General features: G+C 37.7%; 21 protein-coding genes. 8 read left to right on the top strand and 13 right to left on the bottom strand.

Annotated elements, in window-relative coordinates; genetic code table 11:
• Positions 1 to 19: 19 nt before the first annotated feature.
• The 5 genes from B1B04_RS06980 to B1B04_RS06960 all read left to right on the top strand — a co-directional run bounded on the left by B1B04_RS06980 (position 20) and on the right by B1B04_RS06960 (position 3,464).
• Positions 20 to 373, top strand: a complete 354-nt coding sequence (locus B1B04_RS06980; protein WP_079560668.1) for a lmo0954 family membrane protein — start codon at positions 20 to 22, stop codon at positions 371 to 373.
• A gap of 15 nt (positions 374 to 388) precedes the next feature.
• Positions 389 to 1,027, top strand: coding sequence for a PspA/IM30 family protein (locus B1B04_RS06975; protein WP_079560666.1), 639 nt, complete (start codon positions 389 to 391; stop codon positions 1,025 to 1,027).
• A 112-nt stretch (positions 1,028 to 1,139) separates the two neighbouring features.
• A complete protein-coding gene (gene liaF, locus B1B04_RS06970; RefSeq protein ID WP_079560664.1) occupies positions 1,140 to 1,823 on the top strand; it encodes a cell wall-active antibiotics response protein LiaF in 684 nt (227 codons plus the stop codon).
• Positions 1,820 to 2,857, top strand: a complete 1,038-nt coding sequence (locus B1B04_RS06965) for a sensor histidine kinase (RefSeq protein WP_079560660.1) — start codon at positions 1,820 to 1,822, stop codon at positions 2,855 to 2,857. Before liaF ends, B1B04_RS06965 begins: the two co-directional genes overlap by 4 nt.
• The gene (locus tag B1B04_RS06960) at positions 2,832 to 3,464 is read left to right on the top strand and encodes a response regulator transcription factor (protein ID WP_079560658.1); all 633 of its coding nucleotides are present in this window, start codon (positions 2,832 to 2,834) and stop codon (positions 3,462 to 3,464) included. The genes B1B04_RS06965 and B1B04_RS06960 overlap by 26 nt, the downstream gene beginning before the upstream one ends.
• A 380-nt stretch (positions 3,465 to 3,844) precedes the next feature.
• Here B1B04_RS06960 and tkt read toward each other — a convergent pair whose 3' ends face one another.
• Positions 3,845 to 5,839: a transketolase gene (gene tkt / locus B1B04_RS06955; protein WP_079560656.1), complete on the bottom strand. Its 1,995-nt coding sequence runs from the start codon at positions 5,837 to 5,839 to the stop codon at positions 3,845 to 3,847.
• Between the two features lie 298 nt (positions 5,840 to 6,137).
• Positions 6,138 to 6,371, bottom strand: coding sequence for a DUF896 domain-containing protein (locus B1B04_RS06950; RefSeq protein WP_079560654.1), 234 nt, complete (start codon positions 6,369 to 6,371; stop codon positions 6,138 to 6,140).
• A gap of 207 nt (positions 6,372 to 6,578) precedes the next feature.
• Between B1B04_RS06950 and B1B04_RS06945 the strand changes: the two genes are divergently transcribed.
• Both B1B04_RS06945 and B1B04_RS06940 read left to right on the top strand, forming a co-directional pair.
• Positions 6,579 to 7,091, top strand: a complete 513-nt coding sequence (locus tag B1B04_RS06945) for a GNAT family N-acetyltransferase (RefSeq protein ID WP_079560651.1) — start codon at positions 6,579 to 6,581, stop codon at positions 7,089 to 7,091.
• Positions 7,092 to 7,151: 60 nt separating this feature from the next.
• The gene (locus B1B04_RS06940; RefSeq protein ID WP_079560649.1) at positions 7,152 to 7,691 is read left to right on the top strand and encodes a DJ-1/PfpI family protein; all 540 of its coding nucleotides are present in this window, start codon (positions 7,152 to 7,154) and stop codon (positions 7,689 to 7,691) included.
• A 100-nt stretch (positions 7,692 to 7,791) separates the two neighbouring features.
• Here B1B04_RS06940 and B1B04_RS26085 read toward each other — a convergent pair whose 3' ends face one another.
• From B1B04_RS26085 to yneA, 3 genes are all read right to left on the bottom strand, one after another.
• On the bottom strand, positions 7,792 to 8,181 hold the full coding sequence (locus B1B04_RS26085) for a methyl-accepting chemotaxis domain-containing protein (RefSeq protein ID WP_240518228.1): 390 nt from the start codon (positions 8,179 to 8,181) through the stop codon (positions 7,792 to 7,794).
• Positions 8,182 to 8,256: 75 nt separating this feature from the next.
• Positions 8,257 to 8,922: a YneB family resolvase-like protein gene (locus B1B04_RS06930; protein WP_079560646.1), complete on the bottom strand. Its 666-nt coding sequence runs from the start codon at positions 8,920 to 8,922 to the stop codon at positions 8,257 to 8,259.
• Positions 8,919 to 9,236, bottom strand: coding sequence for a cell division suppressor protein YneA (gene yneA / locus B1B04_RS06925; protein ID WP_079560644.1), 318 nt, complete (start codon positions 9,234 to 9,236; stop codon positions 8,919 to 8,921). Before yneA ends, B1B04_RS06930 begins: the two co-directional genes overlap by 4 nt.
• 163 nt (positions 9,237 to 9,399) lie before the next feature.
• Here yneA and lexA point away from each other — a divergent pair, with 163 nt between their 5' ends.
• On the top strand, positions 9,400 to 10,017 hold the full coding sequence (lexA, locus tag B1B04_RS06920; protein WP_079560642.1) for a transcriptional repressor LexA: 618 nt from the start codon (positions 9,400 to 9,402) through the stop codon (positions 10,015 to 10,017).
• A gap of 182 nt (positions 10,018 to 10,199) precedes the next feature.
• Here the strand turns inward: lexA and B1B04_RS06915 are convergent, their stop codons facing one another.
• From B1B04_RS06915 to B1B04_RS06880, 8 genes are all read right to left on the bottom strand, one after another.
• Positions 10,200 to 10,922, bottom strand: a complete 723-nt coding sequence (locus B1B04_RS06915; protein ID WP_079560639.1) for a gamma-glutamyl-gamma-aminobutyrate hydrolase family protein — start codon at positions 10,920 to 10,922, stop codon at positions 10,200 to 10,202.
• Positions 10,923 to 11,010: 88 nt separating this feature from the next.
• Positions 11,011 to 11,763 carry a prepilin peptidase gene (locus B1B04_RS06910; protein WP_079560636.1) on the bottom strand — a complete coding sequence of 251 codons (753 nt, stop codon included), beginning with the start codon at positions 11,761 to 11,763 and terminating at the stop codon, positions 11,011 to 11,013.
• 60 nt (positions 11,764 to 11,823) lie between these two features.
• Positions 11,824 to 12,549 (bottom strand): hypothetical protein, encoded by a 726-nt coding sequence (locus B1B04_RS06905; RefSeq protein ID WP_079560633.1) that lies wholly within the window; start codon positions 12,547 to 12,549, stop codon positions 11,824 to 11,826.
• Positions 12,546 to 13,139, bottom strand: a complete 594-nt coding sequence (locus tag B1B04_RS06900; protein ID WP_079560630.1) for a PilN domain-containing protein — start codon at positions 13,137 to 13,139, stop codon at positions 12,546 to 12,548. Before B1B04_RS06900 ends, B1B04_RS06905 begins: the two co-directional genes overlap by 4 nt.
• The gene (gene pilM, locus B1B04_RS06895; RefSeq protein WP_079560628.1) at positions 13,139 to 14,110 is read right to left on the bottom strand and encodes a type IV pilus biogenesis protein PilM; all 972 of its coding nucleotides are present in this window, start codon (positions 14,108 to 14,110) and stop codon (positions 13,139 to 13,141) included. Before pilM ends, B1B04_RS06900 begins: the two co-directional genes overlap by 1 nt.
• An 89-nt stretch (positions 14,111 to 14,199) precedes the next feature.
• A complete protein-coding gene (locus tag B1B04_RS06890) occupies positions 14,200 to 14,634 on the bottom strand; it encodes a prepilin-type N-terminal cleavage/methylation domain-containing protein (protein ID WP_079560626.1) in 435 nt (144 codons plus the stop codon).
• A 105-nt stretch (positions 14,635 to 14,739) separates the two neighbouring features.
• A complete protein-coding gene (locus B1B04_RS06885) occupies positions 14,740 to 15,945 on the bottom strand; it encodes a type II secretion system F family protein (RefSeq protein ID WP_079560623.1) in 1,206 nt (401 codons plus the stop codon).
• Positions 15,942 to 16,991: a type IV pilus twitching motility protein PilT gene (locus B1B04_RS06880; RefSeq protein WP_079560621.1), complete on the bottom strand. Its 1,050-nt coding sequence runs from the start codon at positions 16,989 to 16,991 to the stop codon at positions 15,942 to 15,944. The genes B1B04_RS06885 and B1B04_RS06880 overlap by 4 nt, the downstream gene beginning before the upstream one ends.
• Position 16,992: the final 1 nt, after the last annotated feature.

The raw sequence follows: 16,992 nt of genomic DNA, 5'->3' as shown, positions 1-16,992 counted from the left end.
ACGAAAGGAGCTAAAACATATGAGAAAATTTTTTCTACTAATAGGAGGCTTTATCGCAGGATGTGTTGCACTTGCTTTAACTGGACCGCTTGCAGGGCTACTATTTTCAGGATTGTTTGTAGCACTCGGTATGCACTTCTACACTGCGAGTAAATCGACATTCGGCAAAATCTTATGGGTTACAGTAGGTCTTATAGGTGTTCTATCAGCAATATCTAATATCCCAGCAATGATTGGTTTAGGAGCAATCGCTGTCATCTACGTTATCTATAAAAAATGGAACAACGAAGATGTAAAAATCCCAACAATTGAAGCTAAAGAAGAAGATCCGTTTACAAACTTTGAAAAAGAATGGTCTAACTTAACAAAATAAAAGGAGCGAATTTACATGAACTTATTTCAACGTTTTAAATATACAATAGAGGCAGACTTGCATCATTTATTTGATAAGAAAGAACAAAAAAATCCAATTGCAATGTTAAACCAATACATTCGTGAAGCAGAAAAACAAACAGAGCAAACTGGAAAATTATTAGAGCGTCAAGGTCAATTAAAGGAAAAACTAGAGCAGGAATTTAAGCAAAATGCAGATTTACTAGCTAAACGTGAAGCTCAACTTCAATTAGCGAATACTAGCGGTGAGCAAGATCTAATCGATTTTGCTACTGATGAAGTAGCTGCATACACAGCACGTAACAATATATTACAAACTAGTATTGAAGCAAGCACACGTGAATACTTCGAGCTTGAACGCAAATTTGAAACGATGAAACACAAAATTAAAGATATGAAAGTACGTCAATTACAGCTTATGGGCAAAGAAAACGTCACACGCGCTCATCATCAAATGGACGGTATGATTGCTAAAAACAATAAAACCAACTTTGAAGATTTAGAATCATATATCGATAAACTTGCTTACCAAATCGACAAAGATCATGAAGTAACATCTTTCGAAACTCGTCTTGCACAGCTTGAAAAAAATGTCGCAGAAGATAACGCACCACTGCTAATTGAAAATAAATAACATGTTATAATAAAAAGAAATGCGCCGTATTTAGAGGCGCATTCTTTCACGTTTTGAAATAGAGGGACCCATTCCCTCTCTTATACTCTTAGTAGAAAGAAGGGTGACCCTCTTGCAAAATTTCACAACTAATAAGCTCACTTTTTGGGTACTATGCTTCTTTTTACTCGTTTTTGTCGAGCTCACAATTTTTAATAATGGTGGCGCCTTTTGTCTATTGATTGGAGTAGGGCTTCTTTATTTAAGTTTCTCGAAAAAAAATCGTTTCTTTAAATGGACAGGAATTTTCTTTATCTCGATCGCACTCTTTACGATGTGGAGTTTACGCTTATTTATCGTCATTATTCTTTTATATATGCTCTATCAATACTTGCAAAGAGAAAACACGGCCAAAGTTATTGGTGCGGAGCTTTTCGAAAAGCTTCCCGCTACAAAAAGTGAATTATTCGGTACATTCCCTGCACCAGTAGAAGCTTATAAATGGCAAGATGTCCAAATACAACGACTTGCAGGCGACATTACGATTGACACAACACAAACAATTTTACCTACCGGCACAAGTATTATTACGATTCGACAAGGCATTGGTAAGGTACAAATTTATATCCCATATGAAATACCATTCCGCTTACACTATACAACATTGTTTGGTGAATTAAAGTGCCTACATGTTGGTCCACAACGTATACTCAATGAAAGTGTAAGTTTCTCAGATGGAAACCCTGAGGATGCAAAGCGTACCCTTGTTATACATGTTGCAACATGGCTTGGGGACTTGGAGGTGCTACGTAAATGATTGCCTTTATCTCAAGGATATTTACCCTACTTTTTATATTGATGAGTGCTGCATTCGGTCTCCTTGTCGTTGTTTGGGGCGAGCCAAACGAGAAAACATGGGAGCCCTTATGGCAACAGAATTACAATAATATTCCACTCGGTGGTTTTATTGTCGTCATTCTTTTTGCACTTAGTTTACTGATTGCCAGCTGGATTAGTATGACTGCCCGTGCTAGAGAAGCTCAGGCGACCCGTATCGTGAAACAGTTAGTTGAACCTGATTTTGTTTTACCTAAAAAACAACCTTTACCAAAACCCTTGAAGAAAGCTTTAGTTCAAACAAGTGAGTTAATTGATACGCAACGAAAAAGCTTGCAGCGCTTATCCAATGAACGTGCAGAAGCTAATGATAAAATTATTCAAGAGCGAATTATTGCTGAACGTCAACGTCTTGCTCGCGAGCTCCATGATTCAGTATCACAGCAATTATTCGCAGCTTCGATGTTACTTTCCGCCTTAACCGAAACCGATGAAAATGCTACGAGCTTAAAGCAGGTCGAAAAAATTGTGCAACAGGCACAGCTTGAAATGCGTGCATTATTATTACACTTACGCCCTGTTGCTCTGCATAATAAAACGCTGGCACAAGGTCTAGAGGAACTTATAATTGAGCTGCAGCAAAAAGTATTTTTTCATATTGAATATGAACTTGAGGAAATGGCGTTATCCAAAGCGGAAGAGGATCATTTATTCCGCATTGCACAGGAAGCGTTATCGAATACGCTACGGCATGCCAAAGCAAGTGAAGTTGAATTATTGCTCGTTGCCCGCGATGATTTAGCAATTTTACGTATTCAGGACAATGGCCTCGGCTTTGATGTCGAAGCCGATAAATCTACTTCTTATGGTCTACAAAACATTGCTGAACGCGCTGTGGAGATAGGCTGTATGTACAAAATTGTGTCAGTACCTGGGGAAGGTACAATTGTAGAGGTGAAAATCCCTTTACAAAAGGAGGTTGAAGTAAATGATTCAAGTGTTAATAGTGGATGACCACGAAATGGTGCGTATCGGTGTATCTGCCTATTTGTCAGCACAACCAGATATCACTGTAGTAGGTGAAGCTGAAAATGGTAAAGAGGCAGTGGAACGCGCTCTCGCCTTGCGTCCAGATATTATTTTAATGGACAATGTGATGCCAGTCATGACAGGAGCTGAGGCGACAGCTGAAATTTTAGCAGCATGGCCAGAAGCAAAAATTATGATGGTGACAAGTTTTTTAGATGATGACAAAGTCTATCCTGCATTAGAGGCTGGTGCAGTCAGCTATATTTTAAAAACGTCAAATGCGAAACAAATCGCCGAAGCCATTCGTAAAACGATGGGTGGCGAAACTGTTTTAGAGCCAGAAGTAACATCAAAAATGATGCATCGCATGCGCCATGGCTCTAGTACCCCACTGTATGAGCAACTTACCGATCGTGAAATGGAAGTATTATTGCTCATGGCAAAGGGCAAAGCGAATCAGGAAATCGCCAATGAACTATTCATTGCATTAAAAACTGTAAAAACACATGTCAGCAATATTTTAGCGAAACTCGATGTTCAAGATCGCACGCAAGCAGTTGTCTACGCTTTTCAAAACGGGCTTGCAAAGTGAGTTTTTCCAAAAAAATACGAAACTGCATTCTATCTATGCCGTTTCGTATTTTTTAAATATGCCTCGATAATTACGTCCGAAGGTTTTAGGCCAACAAATGTTTTTTGTGTGAAAGCGAAGCGACAGCAACAGCACGATGTTGGGCAACTTTTTGCAAGCCTCTCAGTCATTGCACAGATGTCAGCTTCTTTGATTTAGTGGGACTATTGTTGATGGGCTAACATTGGAGGAAGTTCCAAAGCCTTTTACTACTTTGTTGCCATACTTCTAATTCATTGTGCAACTATTTGATTTCTTTAATGAAATCTTCTAAACGCGAAAAAATACCGCTACACTCAGTGGAGATTTAACCCTTACTGAGTATTGCGGTATTTAATAAATTATAGAGCTTTAACCTTCGCTACAACATTTTCTACTGTGAATCCGTATTTTTCCATTACTAATTCACCTGGTGCAGAAGCGCCGAACTTGTCAATTGCAAGAACGTCTCCTTCAAAACCAGTGTATTTATGCCAGCCGAATGATGCGCCCATTTCGATTGCTAAACGTTTTGTCACAGCTTTTGGAAGAACAGATTCTTTGTAAGCTGCGTCTTGTTTTTCGAAGCGATCCATAGATGGCATTGAAACAACTGCTACATCCATGCCTTCAGCTTTTAGTGCTTTTTGTGCTTCAACTGCAAGTGAAACCTCAGAGCCTGTTGCAATTAAAATGGCATCTGCCAATTCTTTTGTAGCAGGAGATACTGTATAAGCACCTTTTGTAACGCCTTCACGTACTGTCTCAATAGATGCATCAAGAACAGGTAAGTTTTGACGAGATAATACTAAAACAGTTGGTGTTTTTTCAGATGCTACCGCTAGCTCCCATGCAACTGCTGATTCATTTGCATCAGCTGGACGAACAACAGATAAATTTGGCATTGCACGTAAAGATGCAAGGTGTTCGATTGGTTCGTGCGTTGGACCATCTTCCCCTACAGCAATTGAGTCATGTGTAAATACATAAGTAACAGGAAGACCCATTAATGCAGAAAGACGTACAGCTGGACGAACATAATCAGAGAATACGAAGAATGTACCACCGAATACGTTTAGACCACCGTGAAGTGCCATACCGTTCATAGCAGCACCCATTGCAAATTCACGTACACCGAACCAAATATTACGGCCAGCATAATCATCTGCAGAGAAATCTCCAGCGTCTTTCATCGTAGTTTTGTTTGACCCAGCAAGGTCAGCTGAACCACCGAAGAATGATGGTGTTTTCTTCGCAATTGCATTGATTGCATCTCCAGAAGAAGAACGAGTTGCTACTGATTTTCCTGCTTCATAAACTGGTAATTCTGAAGCGAAATCTTCCGGTAATTGACCATTCATTGCGTTTTCAAACTGCGCTGCTAATTCTGGGAACTCTTGCTTATATGCTTCAAACTTAGCATTCCAAGCTTCTTCAGGTTGTGCTCCTTGAACTTCAGCAGCTGCTGCGAATGTATCATAGGCTTCAGCAGGAATTTGGAATGGCTCGTGAGCCCATTCATAAGCCGCTTTTGTTAAAACTACCTCATCTTGACCAAGTGGTGCACCGTGAGAAGCAGCTTTACCTGATTTGTTTGGTGAACCAAAACCGATAACAGTTTTTACTTCGATAAGTGTTGGCATGCCAGTTGATTTTTTAGCTTCTTCGATAGCTGCATTAATTGCTTCAACATTTGTACCATCAGCAACTTTTAAATAGTTCCAGCCATAAGACTCAAAACGCTTTTGGACATTTTCTGAGAATGATTTTTCTAAATCACCATCTAAAGAAATATCGTTTGAATCGTATAATACGATTAACTTTTCAAGCTTTAAGTGACCTGCTAAAGAGATAGCTTCAGCTGCTACACCTTCCATTAAATCGCCATCGCCACAAAGTGCAAATGTATAGTGATCAACGATGTCATGTCCAGGTTTATTGTAAGTAGCTGCTAAATGGCGTTCAGCCATTGCCATACCAACTGTCATAGCAATACCTTGACCTAGAGGACCTGTTGTTGCCTCTACCCCTACAGTATGACCATATTCAGGATGTCCTGGAGTTAATGAATCCCATTGACGGAAGTTTTGAATTTCTTCCATTGGTAAACCGTAGCCCCCAAGGTGAAGTAGGCTGTATAGAAGCATAGAGCCATGACCTGCAGAAAGTACAAAACGATCGCGGTTATACCATTTTGGATTAGCCGGATTATGGCGAAGTTGTTTTGTCCAAAGCGTATAAGCCATTGGCGCTGCCCCCATCGGTAAACCTGGGTGACCTGAGTTTGCTTTTTCAATTGCATCGATTGACAATGTTCGGATAGCATTAATCGCTAGTTGATCCGCATGTTGAGTCATTATTTTGTGACATCCTTTCTCGTCCTATATATTGTTCTTATACAGTTTAGTCAACATTGCTTCAGAAAACAATGCTTTTGTTATACTATTAACGTTTTGTTACATACTTTATCTTTATTCAGTAGAAATATTTATTTTAAATATACTATTTTCACAGCAGTTAAACCGTATAAGACTAACTGAATAAAGATAATGCCTCCGGCGGATATCACGGATTTTGAAAGGAATTAATTGTGCTAGCACAATTCAAAATCCAGACGCAATTACGCCGAGGCGTAATTGATTTAAATGTGACACATTAATTTAGAAATTTATTTTTTTTCGCTTGTTTAACTTTTTCTGGTGTTACATCATTTCCTTCAGCATCTACCACTTTTACGTTTTCAATTGTATCACGCATTGTTGCTCTAAATGTATCTAGATATTCCTTACGAAGCGCTGTTCGTTCTTTAGCTTCTGCCTCTGTTAAAGTACCATTTTTAGACTTAGCAGAAAGTTCATTGATTCGGTTAATTTTTTCTTTTGATAACATAATTACACACCTTTCAATACATATCTTAATGAATATGGTATGCAAAGTATAGCATGTTTCCCCTTAAAATGCAGTTATACCAACCTTTCTAGTATCCTTATATTTTAGAAATAAATACCATAAATTGCATGACTTTAAGGAACTACAAGTGTATAACTAATTTATATGGTTCCAAATATCATTTAATTTATGCTTGGGGGGAATGAAATGTTTATCAAAACTAACAGACTATTAATAAGAGAATTCGAAGTTCAAGATTGGCAAGCTGTCTATGAATATACTTCAAATCCAACTGTGATGAAGTATATTCCAGAGGGCGTTTTTAATGAGGAACAAGCAAAAAAGTTTGTTTCAGAAAATAGCGGTGAAAAAGCAAAACACTTCCCTATTATTTTACTAAGTGAAAGTATAGTTATTGGTCATATTGTTTTCCATCAATACTTTGGTGATCATACGTACGAAATTGGCTGGGTATTGAATCCGAGCTATTACAACAATGGATACGCATCTGAAGCTGCAAGAGCTGTACTGGACTACGGATTTAAAGAAATGAAACTGCATAGAATTATTGCTACTTGCCAGCCGGAAAATATCCCATCCTATAAAGTGATGGAGAAAATCGGGATGAGACGCGAGGGTTATTTTAAAAAATGTATACCACACAAAGATGAGTGGTGGGATGAATACTACTATGCTGTCTTAGATGAAGAGTGGGTATAAGATATACTTTCACTATAGTGCTGTTCTAAATCTTCGTTTTAAAATAGATGGGAGAATTATATGAAAAAGACCGCTATATTATTGTACCCCCAATTTAGTGAATATGAATTGAGTGTAGCATTATCTATTTTAATGCAAGGAGATAAACCAATTGTTACTGTTGGGTTAAACAATGAAAAAATCAAAGGGGAATCTGGTTTATCTTGTATAGTCGATACACAAATAAGTGAAGTTAATCTTGACGAAATCGATAGCTTATTGCTACCAGGCTGTATGGATATAGCTTTACTAATAAATGAGCAAGAATTAATTGATTTTATTGGTAATGCGCATGCCAAAGGAGCAACCATCGCAAGTATTTCTAGCTCTCCAACTCTTTTAGCGAAAGCCGGAGTATTAAAAAACAGAAAGTATACTGTTGGATTGCCGCTAGAAGGTATTAAAAAATTAGAATTCTTCGATCTTAATCATTTTTCTGAAGACCTAGTTGTACAAGATGGTAACATCATAACTGCAAGAGGTAGAGGTTTTATACAATTTGGTATTACTGTGGGCAAAGCCCTACATCTCTCTTTTGATGAAAATTGGTACAGAGAATAAAGAAAAAGCTCTAAATGATATGAAAGATTACTACAATAAAAGATGGAAAGTTTCTAGAGAATATTGAGCAAGAGAGGTAGAAATGGCTACTTCTCTTATTTTATTTCCAAAATGTCCAATCTGTTGGACATTCTTTCGCTGTTCTATCCGTCACTTTGGCGTTTCTATCCACGTTTTTCGCTGTTCTATCCGTCACTTTGGCATTTCTATCCACGTTTTTCGCTGTTCTATCCATCACTTTGCCGATTCTATCCACGTTTTTCGCTGTTCTATCCGTCACTTTGGCGTTTCTATCCACGTTTTTCGCTGTTCTATCCGTCACTTTGGCGTTTCTATCCACGTTTTTCTCTGTTCTATCCGTCACTTTGCCGATTCTATCCACGTTTCTCGCTGTTCTATCCGTCACTTTGGCATTTCTATCCACGTTTTTCGCTGTTCTATCCGTCACTTTGGCGTTTCTATCCACGTTTTTCACTGTTCTATCCGTCACTACTCGTTCCTTCACCTTCATCTAAAGCCTTTAAAAAGAAAAAAATCAGTAGGAAAACTCCCACTGATTAAAACGTTACTTTATTTCGTTTCTCTCTAAATGTTCCCGATATCTCCTATGGACAGTGGCTTTGCTTACGTCAAAGCTTAGCCCCCTAAGAGTCATAGCTATCTCCTCAAATGTGAAGCCTCGATTGCGGAGTTTGACGATTTCTTCTATAGGGACATCTTTACGTTCCTGACCGTTTGGGTTTCCTCGGTTAGATAAATTATTTTCAGGGCGGTAGCCATTTTCAACTGCACGACGCATACCACGACGTATTTTAGCATTGTGGATTCTACGCTGGTACTCCTCTACAATTGCTAAAATTTCTAGGAGCATCGTATCCATTTCATTTAATTGTACAGGTCCCGCGTCTCGCATAGAGAAAACATTAGTTTCAGTTTTCTGCAATAAATGCAAAACGGCCATTCGAGCATTTCCACGTCCTAAACGTGTTTCATCCTGCACAAATAATGCTGTTACTTCTTTTTCTTTTATGAAATCGAGCATTTCTAGTAAACCCTCTCGTTCCACATCATAGCCGCTATGCTTATCCTTAAAAACAAGTTTCACTTCGTAGCCCTGTTCCTTAGCATAGCGTACTAACTCCTCCTCCTGTCGCTCTAATGAGGAGCTTTGTGTCTCTTTTTCTGTACTCACACGGCAATAGACAACAGCCGATTGTTGTTTTGTTATCATTTTACATTTCTCGCAATTTCAATTGAATTTATAGGATTGGATTGGTCGTCACCCACTACTGGAATCACTAGAGAATTACCTGCAATAATTCGTACGTTCGATAATTCATTTTCTGCCTTAACAAGCTTAATCCATTCATCCGATTTCATTTTACCACGGTACTGTTCGGCTAACGACCATAAACTATCACCATGTTCGACTTCAATTTCTGCGTATGTAACATCTCCTGGATCTGTTATAAAAAGATATGCTGTAAATAGAAGACAAGCTCCTAATAAAGTTGTAATATGTGGATTTTTTTTAAACCAGTTCATGTGTATAACCCCTTTTCAAGAATGTCTGTTCGGAATATATGTTCTTATAATAATGCGAACAAACGTTTTTGTCAAACACTTTTCGAACCTATGTTTGCTTAAGTGTTCGCATTCTGCTATACTACTAATAAGTAGAATGACTAGAAAAAAGAGGTGAGCAATCATGAAAAAAGTTTCGAAAAGACAAGAGGCCATATTAGATTTCATTAAAGAAGAGGTACGCGCAAAGGGTTATCCACCATCTGTACGTGAAATTGGTGAAGCAGTTGGACTTGCTTCAAGCTCTACAGTTCATGGACATTTAGCTCGTTTGGAGCAAAAAGGCTTAATTCGACGCGATCCAACTAAACCACGTGCCATTGAAATTCTAGAGCCAGAGGACTCTATTCAAAAGCAACAAGTTATTCATGTACCACTTGTTGGGAAGGTTACTGCAGGTTCTCCGATAACTGCTGTTGAAAATATCGATGAATATTTCCCGCTACCGGATATTTATGGTACAAGTGAAGATCAGTTATTTATGCTAGAAATTATGGGTGAATCAATGATTGAAGCTGGCATTTTAGACGGAGATTTAGTTATTGTTAAACAAAAATCAACAGCTGATAATGGTGATATTGTCGTAGCAATGACTGAAGAGAATGAAGCAACTGTAAAGCGTTTCTTTAAGGAAAAAAGTCATTTCCGTTTACAGCCTGAAAACGCAACAATGGAGCCAATTATCGTAGACCAAGTTTCTATTTTGGGTCATGTTGTAGGTCTTTATCGTCGTGTTCATTAAAAGTATCTCAATAGCAACGTACAAAAAGAGGATTCTATGTTCACAAATGGGCATATACCTCTTTTTCTTATTTTTCGAGTGCCATTTTATACACTAAAAAAGAACCCACCTTATATGGATTCTTCCCTCTAGCAATGTCTTTAGTTAATTTCCATCCTAAGCCATGTAATGCTTATCAAGTTTTATGCCTCTACCTTGAATTTCAAACTCGCCTCTACAAATGCAGTGAATAATTTTTTTGATGCTTCATCTCCTACAATGGCTAGCTCTTCAGGATGCCATTGTACTGCTAGACAAAATGGTAAATCTTCGTGTACTACGGCTTCAACGATACCATCACTTGATTTGGCTGCCACTTTCAATTTTTCTGCTGCTACGTTTATTGCCTGATGATGAAATGAATTCACCGGAATTTTTTCTTCCTCAATAATTGTTGTTAATAATGTATCCGATGTTAGATCAACATGATGTGTAGCAACGCCCCGTGCCGCTTGTTGCGTATGCTTTATTAATTTTTTACTATGATATTCACTATCAATATCCTGATAGAGAGTGCCTCCAAACGCAACATTTAGCATTTGAATCCCTCGACAAATGCCGAAAATCGGCATTTTCCGAATAGAGGCCGCTTCAATCAAGGAAAGTTCTACTGAATCCCTTTCCGGATGAATCTTCCCTAACTTTGGTGTAGGTTCTGCACCAAAAAGAAATGGATGTACATCATGTCCGCCCGATAGTAATAATCCGTCCGTCAACGATAAAATTTGTGCTACATCCTCTTCAACTCCAATCGGAATTATAAGAGGTACACCCCCAGCTTCAATTATACTTTTGCTATAAGCAGCATTTAATCTTGAGGACAAATCATCCTCCGCAAAGGCTGTTATTCCGATAATTGGTTTCATGTTATCCCCTCCATGATCTTTATCTAGCATTAACTACCTATAAAAGCTCGAAGACTATTAATCATCGAAGGAATCCCCCACTGATTAATTACCAAAATCCAAGATACCAGTTCATCAACGCATCCCCATAGAAATAGATAATAATAGCAGCTAAAGCAATAGAAGGTCCGAATGGTATAGGCGTTTTTCTTCCCTGTCCGCGTACTTTTAATACTACTATTCCAACAATCATGCCAATTACAGCAGCTAAAAATAGCGTCAGAAGTGCATGTATTGTCCCGAGTACAAGACCAAGTAAAAAGAATAATTTAATATCACCCCCACCCATTCCACCTCTTGATAGGACAGCTATACAATATAATATGCCAAAACCTACCAAGGCTCCAACTATACTGTCCCACCACGGAGACAAAGGAGATATGACGCGTCCCAAAACTAGCAATGGTAAAAAGAATAATAGCACTTTATTGGGAATAAGCATATAAGCAAAATCCGACACGACAATAATGACTAATAATGAAATTAATAATAGTGCTACAAAAAATTCTGTACTGAAGCCCAATTTCCAATAAGCAAAGGCAAAAAACACACCTGTTATAAGTTCCATCAATGGATAAATCCAAGAAATTTTTTGACCACAGCTACGGCATTTTCCCCCAAGAAATACATAAGACAAAACAGGTACCAAATCAAACGCCGTCAGCTGTCTCTTACAAGAAGTGCAATGCGAGGGCGGACGCACAATGGACTCCTTCAAAGGCACACGTAAACCAACTACATTAAAAAATGAGCCTAAAACGAGCCCAAATACAAAAACAGTAATTGTATAAGCAATCTCCATTTTTATATCCTCCTATACTAATAGACGCCCATACATTGGAAGTATGCGCGCCAATCTAGATTATTGTTGTCCTTCATAATAGAACGTCGTTACTTGTATGGTAGATTTTAAGGTTGTATCGGCGTCCTCCTGGAATTTCTCTTCTTCACCAGTCAACGTGAAATCGATAGCATCAATTTTCATCACACGATCAATTTTTTCAACCTCTTTTATAAACTCGACCATTGCTTCATTATCCAGTGCGACAACATCAATACTAAATGTTACTAGTTTTAATTCTTTTGGTAAGGAGTCTTTATTGAAAGTAGCTGTTGGTATTTTTTCTTTCACTTCTGGTGTCTCATCATTTTTATCAACAGCTGGTTCCTCAGCTACATTTTCAGATTGCTTTAAATCAGCCTGTTCCTCAGAATTTATCGAGTTGGGATCTGTCATAGTAGAATCCATTACGAGCGAATCATAATTATTAAAGTCCATAGCTTCTACCCGTGTTCCCGTCACCGCTTCAATCTCTTCAATATTTCGAATTACCTCTTCAATAGCTCGAGTTTGAGGTACTTTTTTACGCAATGTTAAATTATTTGCACTAGCTGATTTGCCTTTCTCTTCAATTAAAGCAATCTGCTTCTGAATTGTTGATATTTCTTGTTGAAGGGAGTTAATTGAATTTTCCTTCGCATCTACTTCTTCTAATTTAGGTGTTACTATATAGTAATATAGCGCAAATAAAATGGCTGCAATGAAAGCTGTTAAGATAATAATCGTTGAATTTTTACTACTAGTCATGATCCTCTACCTCCAGCGAGAAATTTAAAATCAATTCCTAATATAATCGTTGCCGAATAACGAGGCACTTCCTTAAACTTGTTCTTCGCACTTTCTTCCTCTTGATTCCCTATAGATACATCAAAATTAGAAATAGTATCAACCTGAATATCATTGAAATAGCGGCTTGCTGTTAGCTTTTCTAAATAAGATGATATTGCTGACATTGTTTCAAAATCAGCCGTAACCTCAACATTTTTTTCACCAAATACATAATCCCTTAAATACGTTTGCTCTGGTAACAATACTTGGGTTTCATCCATTAAGGGGGTCACTGGATACGAGACCTTTTCCACAAATTGTACAGATTGCTCCAATGAGCCTTCGTTCACATTTTGCTTTATATCTAACTCAGTTTGAAGTTGTTCGTGTTGGGATGAAAGCTCCACTTCCTGCGCACTTAATTTTGTAAGATCACTTTTTGCTTGGAAAAACAAAAAAACCATATATCCTACTATCATACCAATAAGAATAATAAATACTATATATATTGAAGTAGGGGTTGAATGCTTCTTTTCCAAATTCGGCAAGAGGTTAATTTCTGGTACCATTAGTTAACCTCCTTTAATGCAAGTCCAATTAAGCTTGCAAATTCCTCTGAAAATTGAGGGAATGATTTTTGAATGACTGAATCATTTAACATAATAATCGGTGTCGGAAAATTATTTTCTAACAAATCTTTAATCGTAGGAAGTAGTGGATTATCTCCTAGAATGATAATCTCATCGACACTTTTCTCACCTTTATGTAAGGAAAACTTAAAAAAATTCATGATACGATCGATTTCAAGCATTTGATCGGTAAGAATGATACGATAATTGTCATCAGCATCTAAACGATAAGAAAAACTAAACTCCTCAATCTCTTCAAACTTCCATTCCGATAAATCTGTATCAAACGATTGATACCGTAAAAACTCCAGTTGGCCATATGAAAAAATACTAATCGACAATTCATTGATGGACCAATCCGCTATTAAATAAGTTCGATTATCTTTTATTAACTGCAAATGCTCTAACAGACGAATATTACACAATGTACGAATATCTGCTACTTGAGGTTCTAATGTAGCATCGAGTAATAGTCCAATCATTTTCGTCACTTCTTCTGAAGGTGCTGCAAATAGCATCGCCTGTCCATCACTAGGTTTTGGATCATACACATCAATAAGAGGATCTTGAAATGGAAGATGAATGGACTGACCAAGCTCCATTTCCACATACCCTTTTAATTCATTCCACTCTATATCATCAGGATGCTCAAAGCTCTTTAACAAAACGGAAGTATCCGGAACAAAAATACGTGCATTTTGCTTTTTGCCTGCCCATTTTGCCACATTATTTTTCATGACATCAAATAATTCCATTTCATCATGAATAACAGAACCTTCAACAACTCCCTGTGCTAATGGCATTTCATAGCCCTTCCATTGCGACGGATCAGCACCTTTTGCCACAATCGCACGCAATATATAATCCTTTATCTCAATCGACACATGCGATTTTTTCTTTTTTGTAAACATAGGGAAAGATGCCTCCTTTAATTAAATTAATCGTTCTTTCCTGAGCCTGATACTACTTTTAAACATCAGACTCAGTTAGAGGATTAATTTTAATTAATATCTACTATACCTTTATCACCTTCCTTAGATTCAGGCTTAATATCATCTATAGTTGCATCAGTAAAGGTAATTGTAATATTTCCTCTTATCACTTTACCACTAAATTTCAAGGCAGAAGTACCTGTATTTCCTGCTGGTTTAGTAACCTTCCAATCCTTTGCACCACCAGCAGTGTCATAATATTCTTTTTTAGTTGCATTAAATTCGTCAGTTGCTCCATCTGTATAATACAAATGCGCTGCATTAATTAAGTTGACCGCATCAGCTTTGGCGCCTTTAATTCTACTATTATCAATGATGTTGCCAATAGCAGGAATAGCGATTACCGCTATAATAGCTAGGATAACAACTACAGCTAGAACCTCGATTAACGTTAAACCTTTTTGATTTTTCAATAGTTTTTTGTTCATGATTTTTTTAAACATCAATGTTCCTCCTTATAAATTGTTATGATTAGTCCAAAAATATGTACCCCTACAACAACTACTACTACAGCCTTTTCTATACCACCCCCTTTATAGTTAGTACGCTTACATATTTTCGTATAATGCGAACATTGGTAGGAAAATTGCCGCGACAATTACACCGACAACCGCTGCTAAAACGAGTATCATCAATGGTTCAATGAGCGATTTTAGTGTATCAACGGAGCGATCTACCTCTTCCTCGTAAAAATCCGCTATCTTTTCGAGCATATAATCCAGCGAACCTGTTTTTTCCCCGATAGAAGTCATTTGGGTTACTAAAGGAGGGAATAGCCAACTTTTTTCTAATGGCTCAGATAATGTACCGCCTTTTTCTAGGTTATCTCTCGCCTCCATTACAACCTTCCCTACAACTGGATTCCCTACAACTTTCTCAACAATTGTCAGTGCATGTAGAATGGGTACTGAACTACTGAACAGAGATGATAAAGTTCTAGTCATGCGAGAGATTACATTTTTTTGCACCAAAATGCCAAATATAGGTAATCGCAATAATGCATAGTTCACATTGTAATGAAATTGCTTATTATTTTTATAGAAAAATCGAAATAGAAGAATCGATAATATGAGAATCCCAATTGCAATATACCAGTATGCTATTAACCAATCTGAAATACTGACAACAACAACCGTTAATATTGGCATTTCCATGTCCATTTCTTCAAAAGTAGCCATAAATGTCGGAACGATAACTATCATTAGAAACATACCTACAGCGATTGTAAGCACAGATAAAATAGCCGGATATGTCAATGCCGATTGTACTTTCTTCTTAATTTTGAATTGCTTTTCAAGTGTCCCTGCTAAGCGCTCTAGCGTCTCATCGATATTCCCTGTTGCCTCACCTGAGCGCATCATATTAATAAACATGACTGGAAAAGCCTTTGGATGCTTGGCTGCTGCATCTGAAAACGCTGTACCCCCACGTATATCTTCTTCCACTTGTTGTAAAGCTTTTTTTAATGCTTTACTTTTCGTTTGCGTACTTAAAATATGTGTTGCCTCTACAATTGAAACGCCAGCACGGATTAGTGTTGCATATTGACGACAATAAATAACGAAATCCTGGTGTTTTACTTTTCCGCCAATGTTTAAGTCTTTGTGTAAAATGCTTTTAGACTCTTCCAGCTCACGGGCATTAATGCCTTGTGTTCGTAATTTTTCAAGTGCTACCTTTTTGTTAGTCGCGTCAATAATTCCTTTTTTGTGTGCACCAGTTTTTGTGCGTCCACTATATCGAAAAACGGTCAATTATAATCCCCCGCATTCATATATGGCCTTGCGTCTTCCAATGAAATTCTCCCCATAGCGATTAGCTGCTGCATAGACGATTCCAAAGTATGCATACCTAACGCTTTACTCGTCTGCATAACAGTAGGAATTTGGTGAACTTTCTCATTTCGAATTAAATTTGAAATAGATGGTGCTTGTACTAATATTTCAGTAGCAGCAATTCGCCCCTTGGCATCCTTACGTACGAATAAACGCTGTGAAATAATGCCTACTAAAACATTGGCTAGTTGCACACGAATTTGTCCCTGCTGATGTGGTGGGAAAACATCTATAATACGATCAATCGTAGTCGGAGCACTACTTGTATGTAATGTCGCCATCACTAAATGGCCCGTTTCTGCAGCTGTGATAGCTGTTGAAATCGTTTCGTAGTCACGCATCTCGCCTACTAAAATAAGGTCAGGGTCTTGACGAAGAGCAGCACGCAAACCATTGGCAAAGCTCTGAGTATCAACCCCTACTTCACGTTGATTGATAATGGATTTTTTATGTGTATGTAAATATTCAATTGGGTCCTCAAGCGTTATAATATGCTTTGATTTTGTTTCATTAATATGATTAATCATTGCAGCAAGCGTTGTAGATTTACCAGAACCTGTTGGACCTGTTACTAAAATAAGACCCTGTGGTTTTTCTGCTAATTGATATAGTATCTGTGGCATATTTAACGATTTAATGGAAGGAATTTTCGCTTCAATCAAACGGGCAGCTATCGTCACTTCATTCCGTTGATGATAGGCATTTACACGAAAACGACATTTCCCTTGCAATGAATAGTTAAAATCGGTTTCCCCTTTATCATGAAACTCTTGTAATTTATGCTCAGGTAAAATAGTTTTCACCATTGTCTGTAATTCTTCAGAAGTTAGTAGTTCACTCCCATATTGTTCTAGTTGCCCACGGATACGATAAACTGGCGGGATTCCCTTTGTTAAATGAAGGTCAGACGCTTTTTCTTCAAATGCGCGTGTTAATAGCTCATCAATATTTCTACATGTTGTCATG

The organism is Lysinibacillus sp. KCTC 33748, from assembly GCF_002237755.1.
Taxonomy (GTDB): Bacteria; Bacillota; Bacilli; order Bacillales_A; family Planococcaceae; genus Lysinibacillus.
The sequence above is the reverse complement of the archived record's forward strand: the minus strand, read 5'-3'. Positions and strand labels throughout refer to the sequence as shown.

What these genes read in the sequence shown, in the direction of transcription:
- B1B04_RS06980 (WP_079560668.1), top strand. Translation starts at nt 20, where the DNA reads ATGAGAAAATTTTTTCTACTAATAGGAGGCTTTATCGCAGGATGTGTT.
- B1B04_RS06975 (WP_079560666.1), top strand. Translation starts at nt 389, where the DNA reads ATGAACTTATTTCAACGTTTTAAATATACAATAGAGGCAGACTTGCAT.
- B1B04_RS06965 (WP_079560660.1), top strand. Translation starts at nt 1,820, where the DNA reads ATGATTGCCTTTATCTCAAGGATATTTACCCTACTTTTTATATTGATG.
- B1B04_RS06960 (WP_079560658.1), top strand. Translation starts at nt 2,832, where the DNA reads ATGATTCAAGTGTTAATAGTGGATGACCACGAAATGGTGCGTATCGGT.
- tkt (WP_079560656.1), bottom strand. Translation starts at nt 5,839, where the DNA reads ATGACTCAACATGCGGATCAACTAGCGATTAATGCTATCCGAACATTG.
- B1B04_RS06950 (WP_079560654.1), bottom strand. Translation starts at nt 6,371, where the DNA reads ATGTTATCAAAAGAAAAAATTAACCGAATCAATGAACTTTCTGCTAAG.
- B1B04_RS06945 (WP_079560651.1), top strand. Translation starts at nt 6,579, where the DNA reads ATGTTTATCAAAACTAACAGACTATTAATAAGAGAATTCGAAGTTCAA.
- B1B04_RS06940 (WP_079560649.1), top strand. Translation starts at nt 7,152, where the DNA reads ATGAAAAAGACCGCTATATTATTGTACCCCCAATTTAGTGAATATGAA.
- B1B04_RS06930 (WP_079560646.1), bottom strand. Translation starts at nt 8,922, where the DNA reads ATGATAACAAAACAACAATCGGCTGTTGTCTATTGCCGTGTGAGTACA.
- yneA (WP_079560644.1), bottom strand. Translation starts at nt 9,236, where the DNA reads ATGAACTGGTTTAAAAAAAATCCACATATTACAACTTTATTAGGAGCT.
- lexA (WP_079560642.1), top strand. Translation starts at nt 9,400, where the DNA reads ATGAAAAAAGTTTCGAAAAGACAAGAGGCCATATTAGATTTCATTAAA.
- B1B04_RS06915 (WP_079560639.1), bottom strand. Translation starts at nt 10,922, where the DNA reads ATGAAACCAATTATCGGAATAACAGCCTTTGCGGAGGATGATTTGTCC.
- B1B04_RS06910 (WP_079560636.1), bottom strand. Translation starts at nt 11,763, where the DNA reads ATGGAGATTGCTTATACAATTACTGTTTTTGTATTTGGGCTCGTTTTA.
- B1B04_RS06905 (WP_079560633.1), bottom strand. Translation starts at nt 12,549, where the DNA reads ATGACTAGTAGTAAAAATTCAACGATTATTATCTTAACAGCTTTCATT.
- B1B04_RS06900 (WP_079560630.1), bottom strand. Translation starts at nt 13,139, where the DNA reads ATGGTACCAGAAATTAACCTCTTGCCGAATTTGGAAAAGAAGCATTCA.
- pilM (WP_079560628.1), bottom strand. Translation starts at nt 14,110, where the DNA reads ATGTTTACAAAAAAGAAAAAATCGCATGTGTCGATTGAGATAAAGGAT.
- B1B04_RS06890 (WP_079560626.1), bottom strand. Translation starts at nt 14,634, where the DNA reads ATGTTTAAAAAAATCATGAACAAAAAACTATTGAAAAATCAAAAAGGT.
- B1B04_RS06880 (WP_079560621.1), bottom strand. Translation starts at nt 16,991, where the DNA reads ATGACAACATGTAGAAATATTGATGAGCTATTAACACGCGCATTTGAA.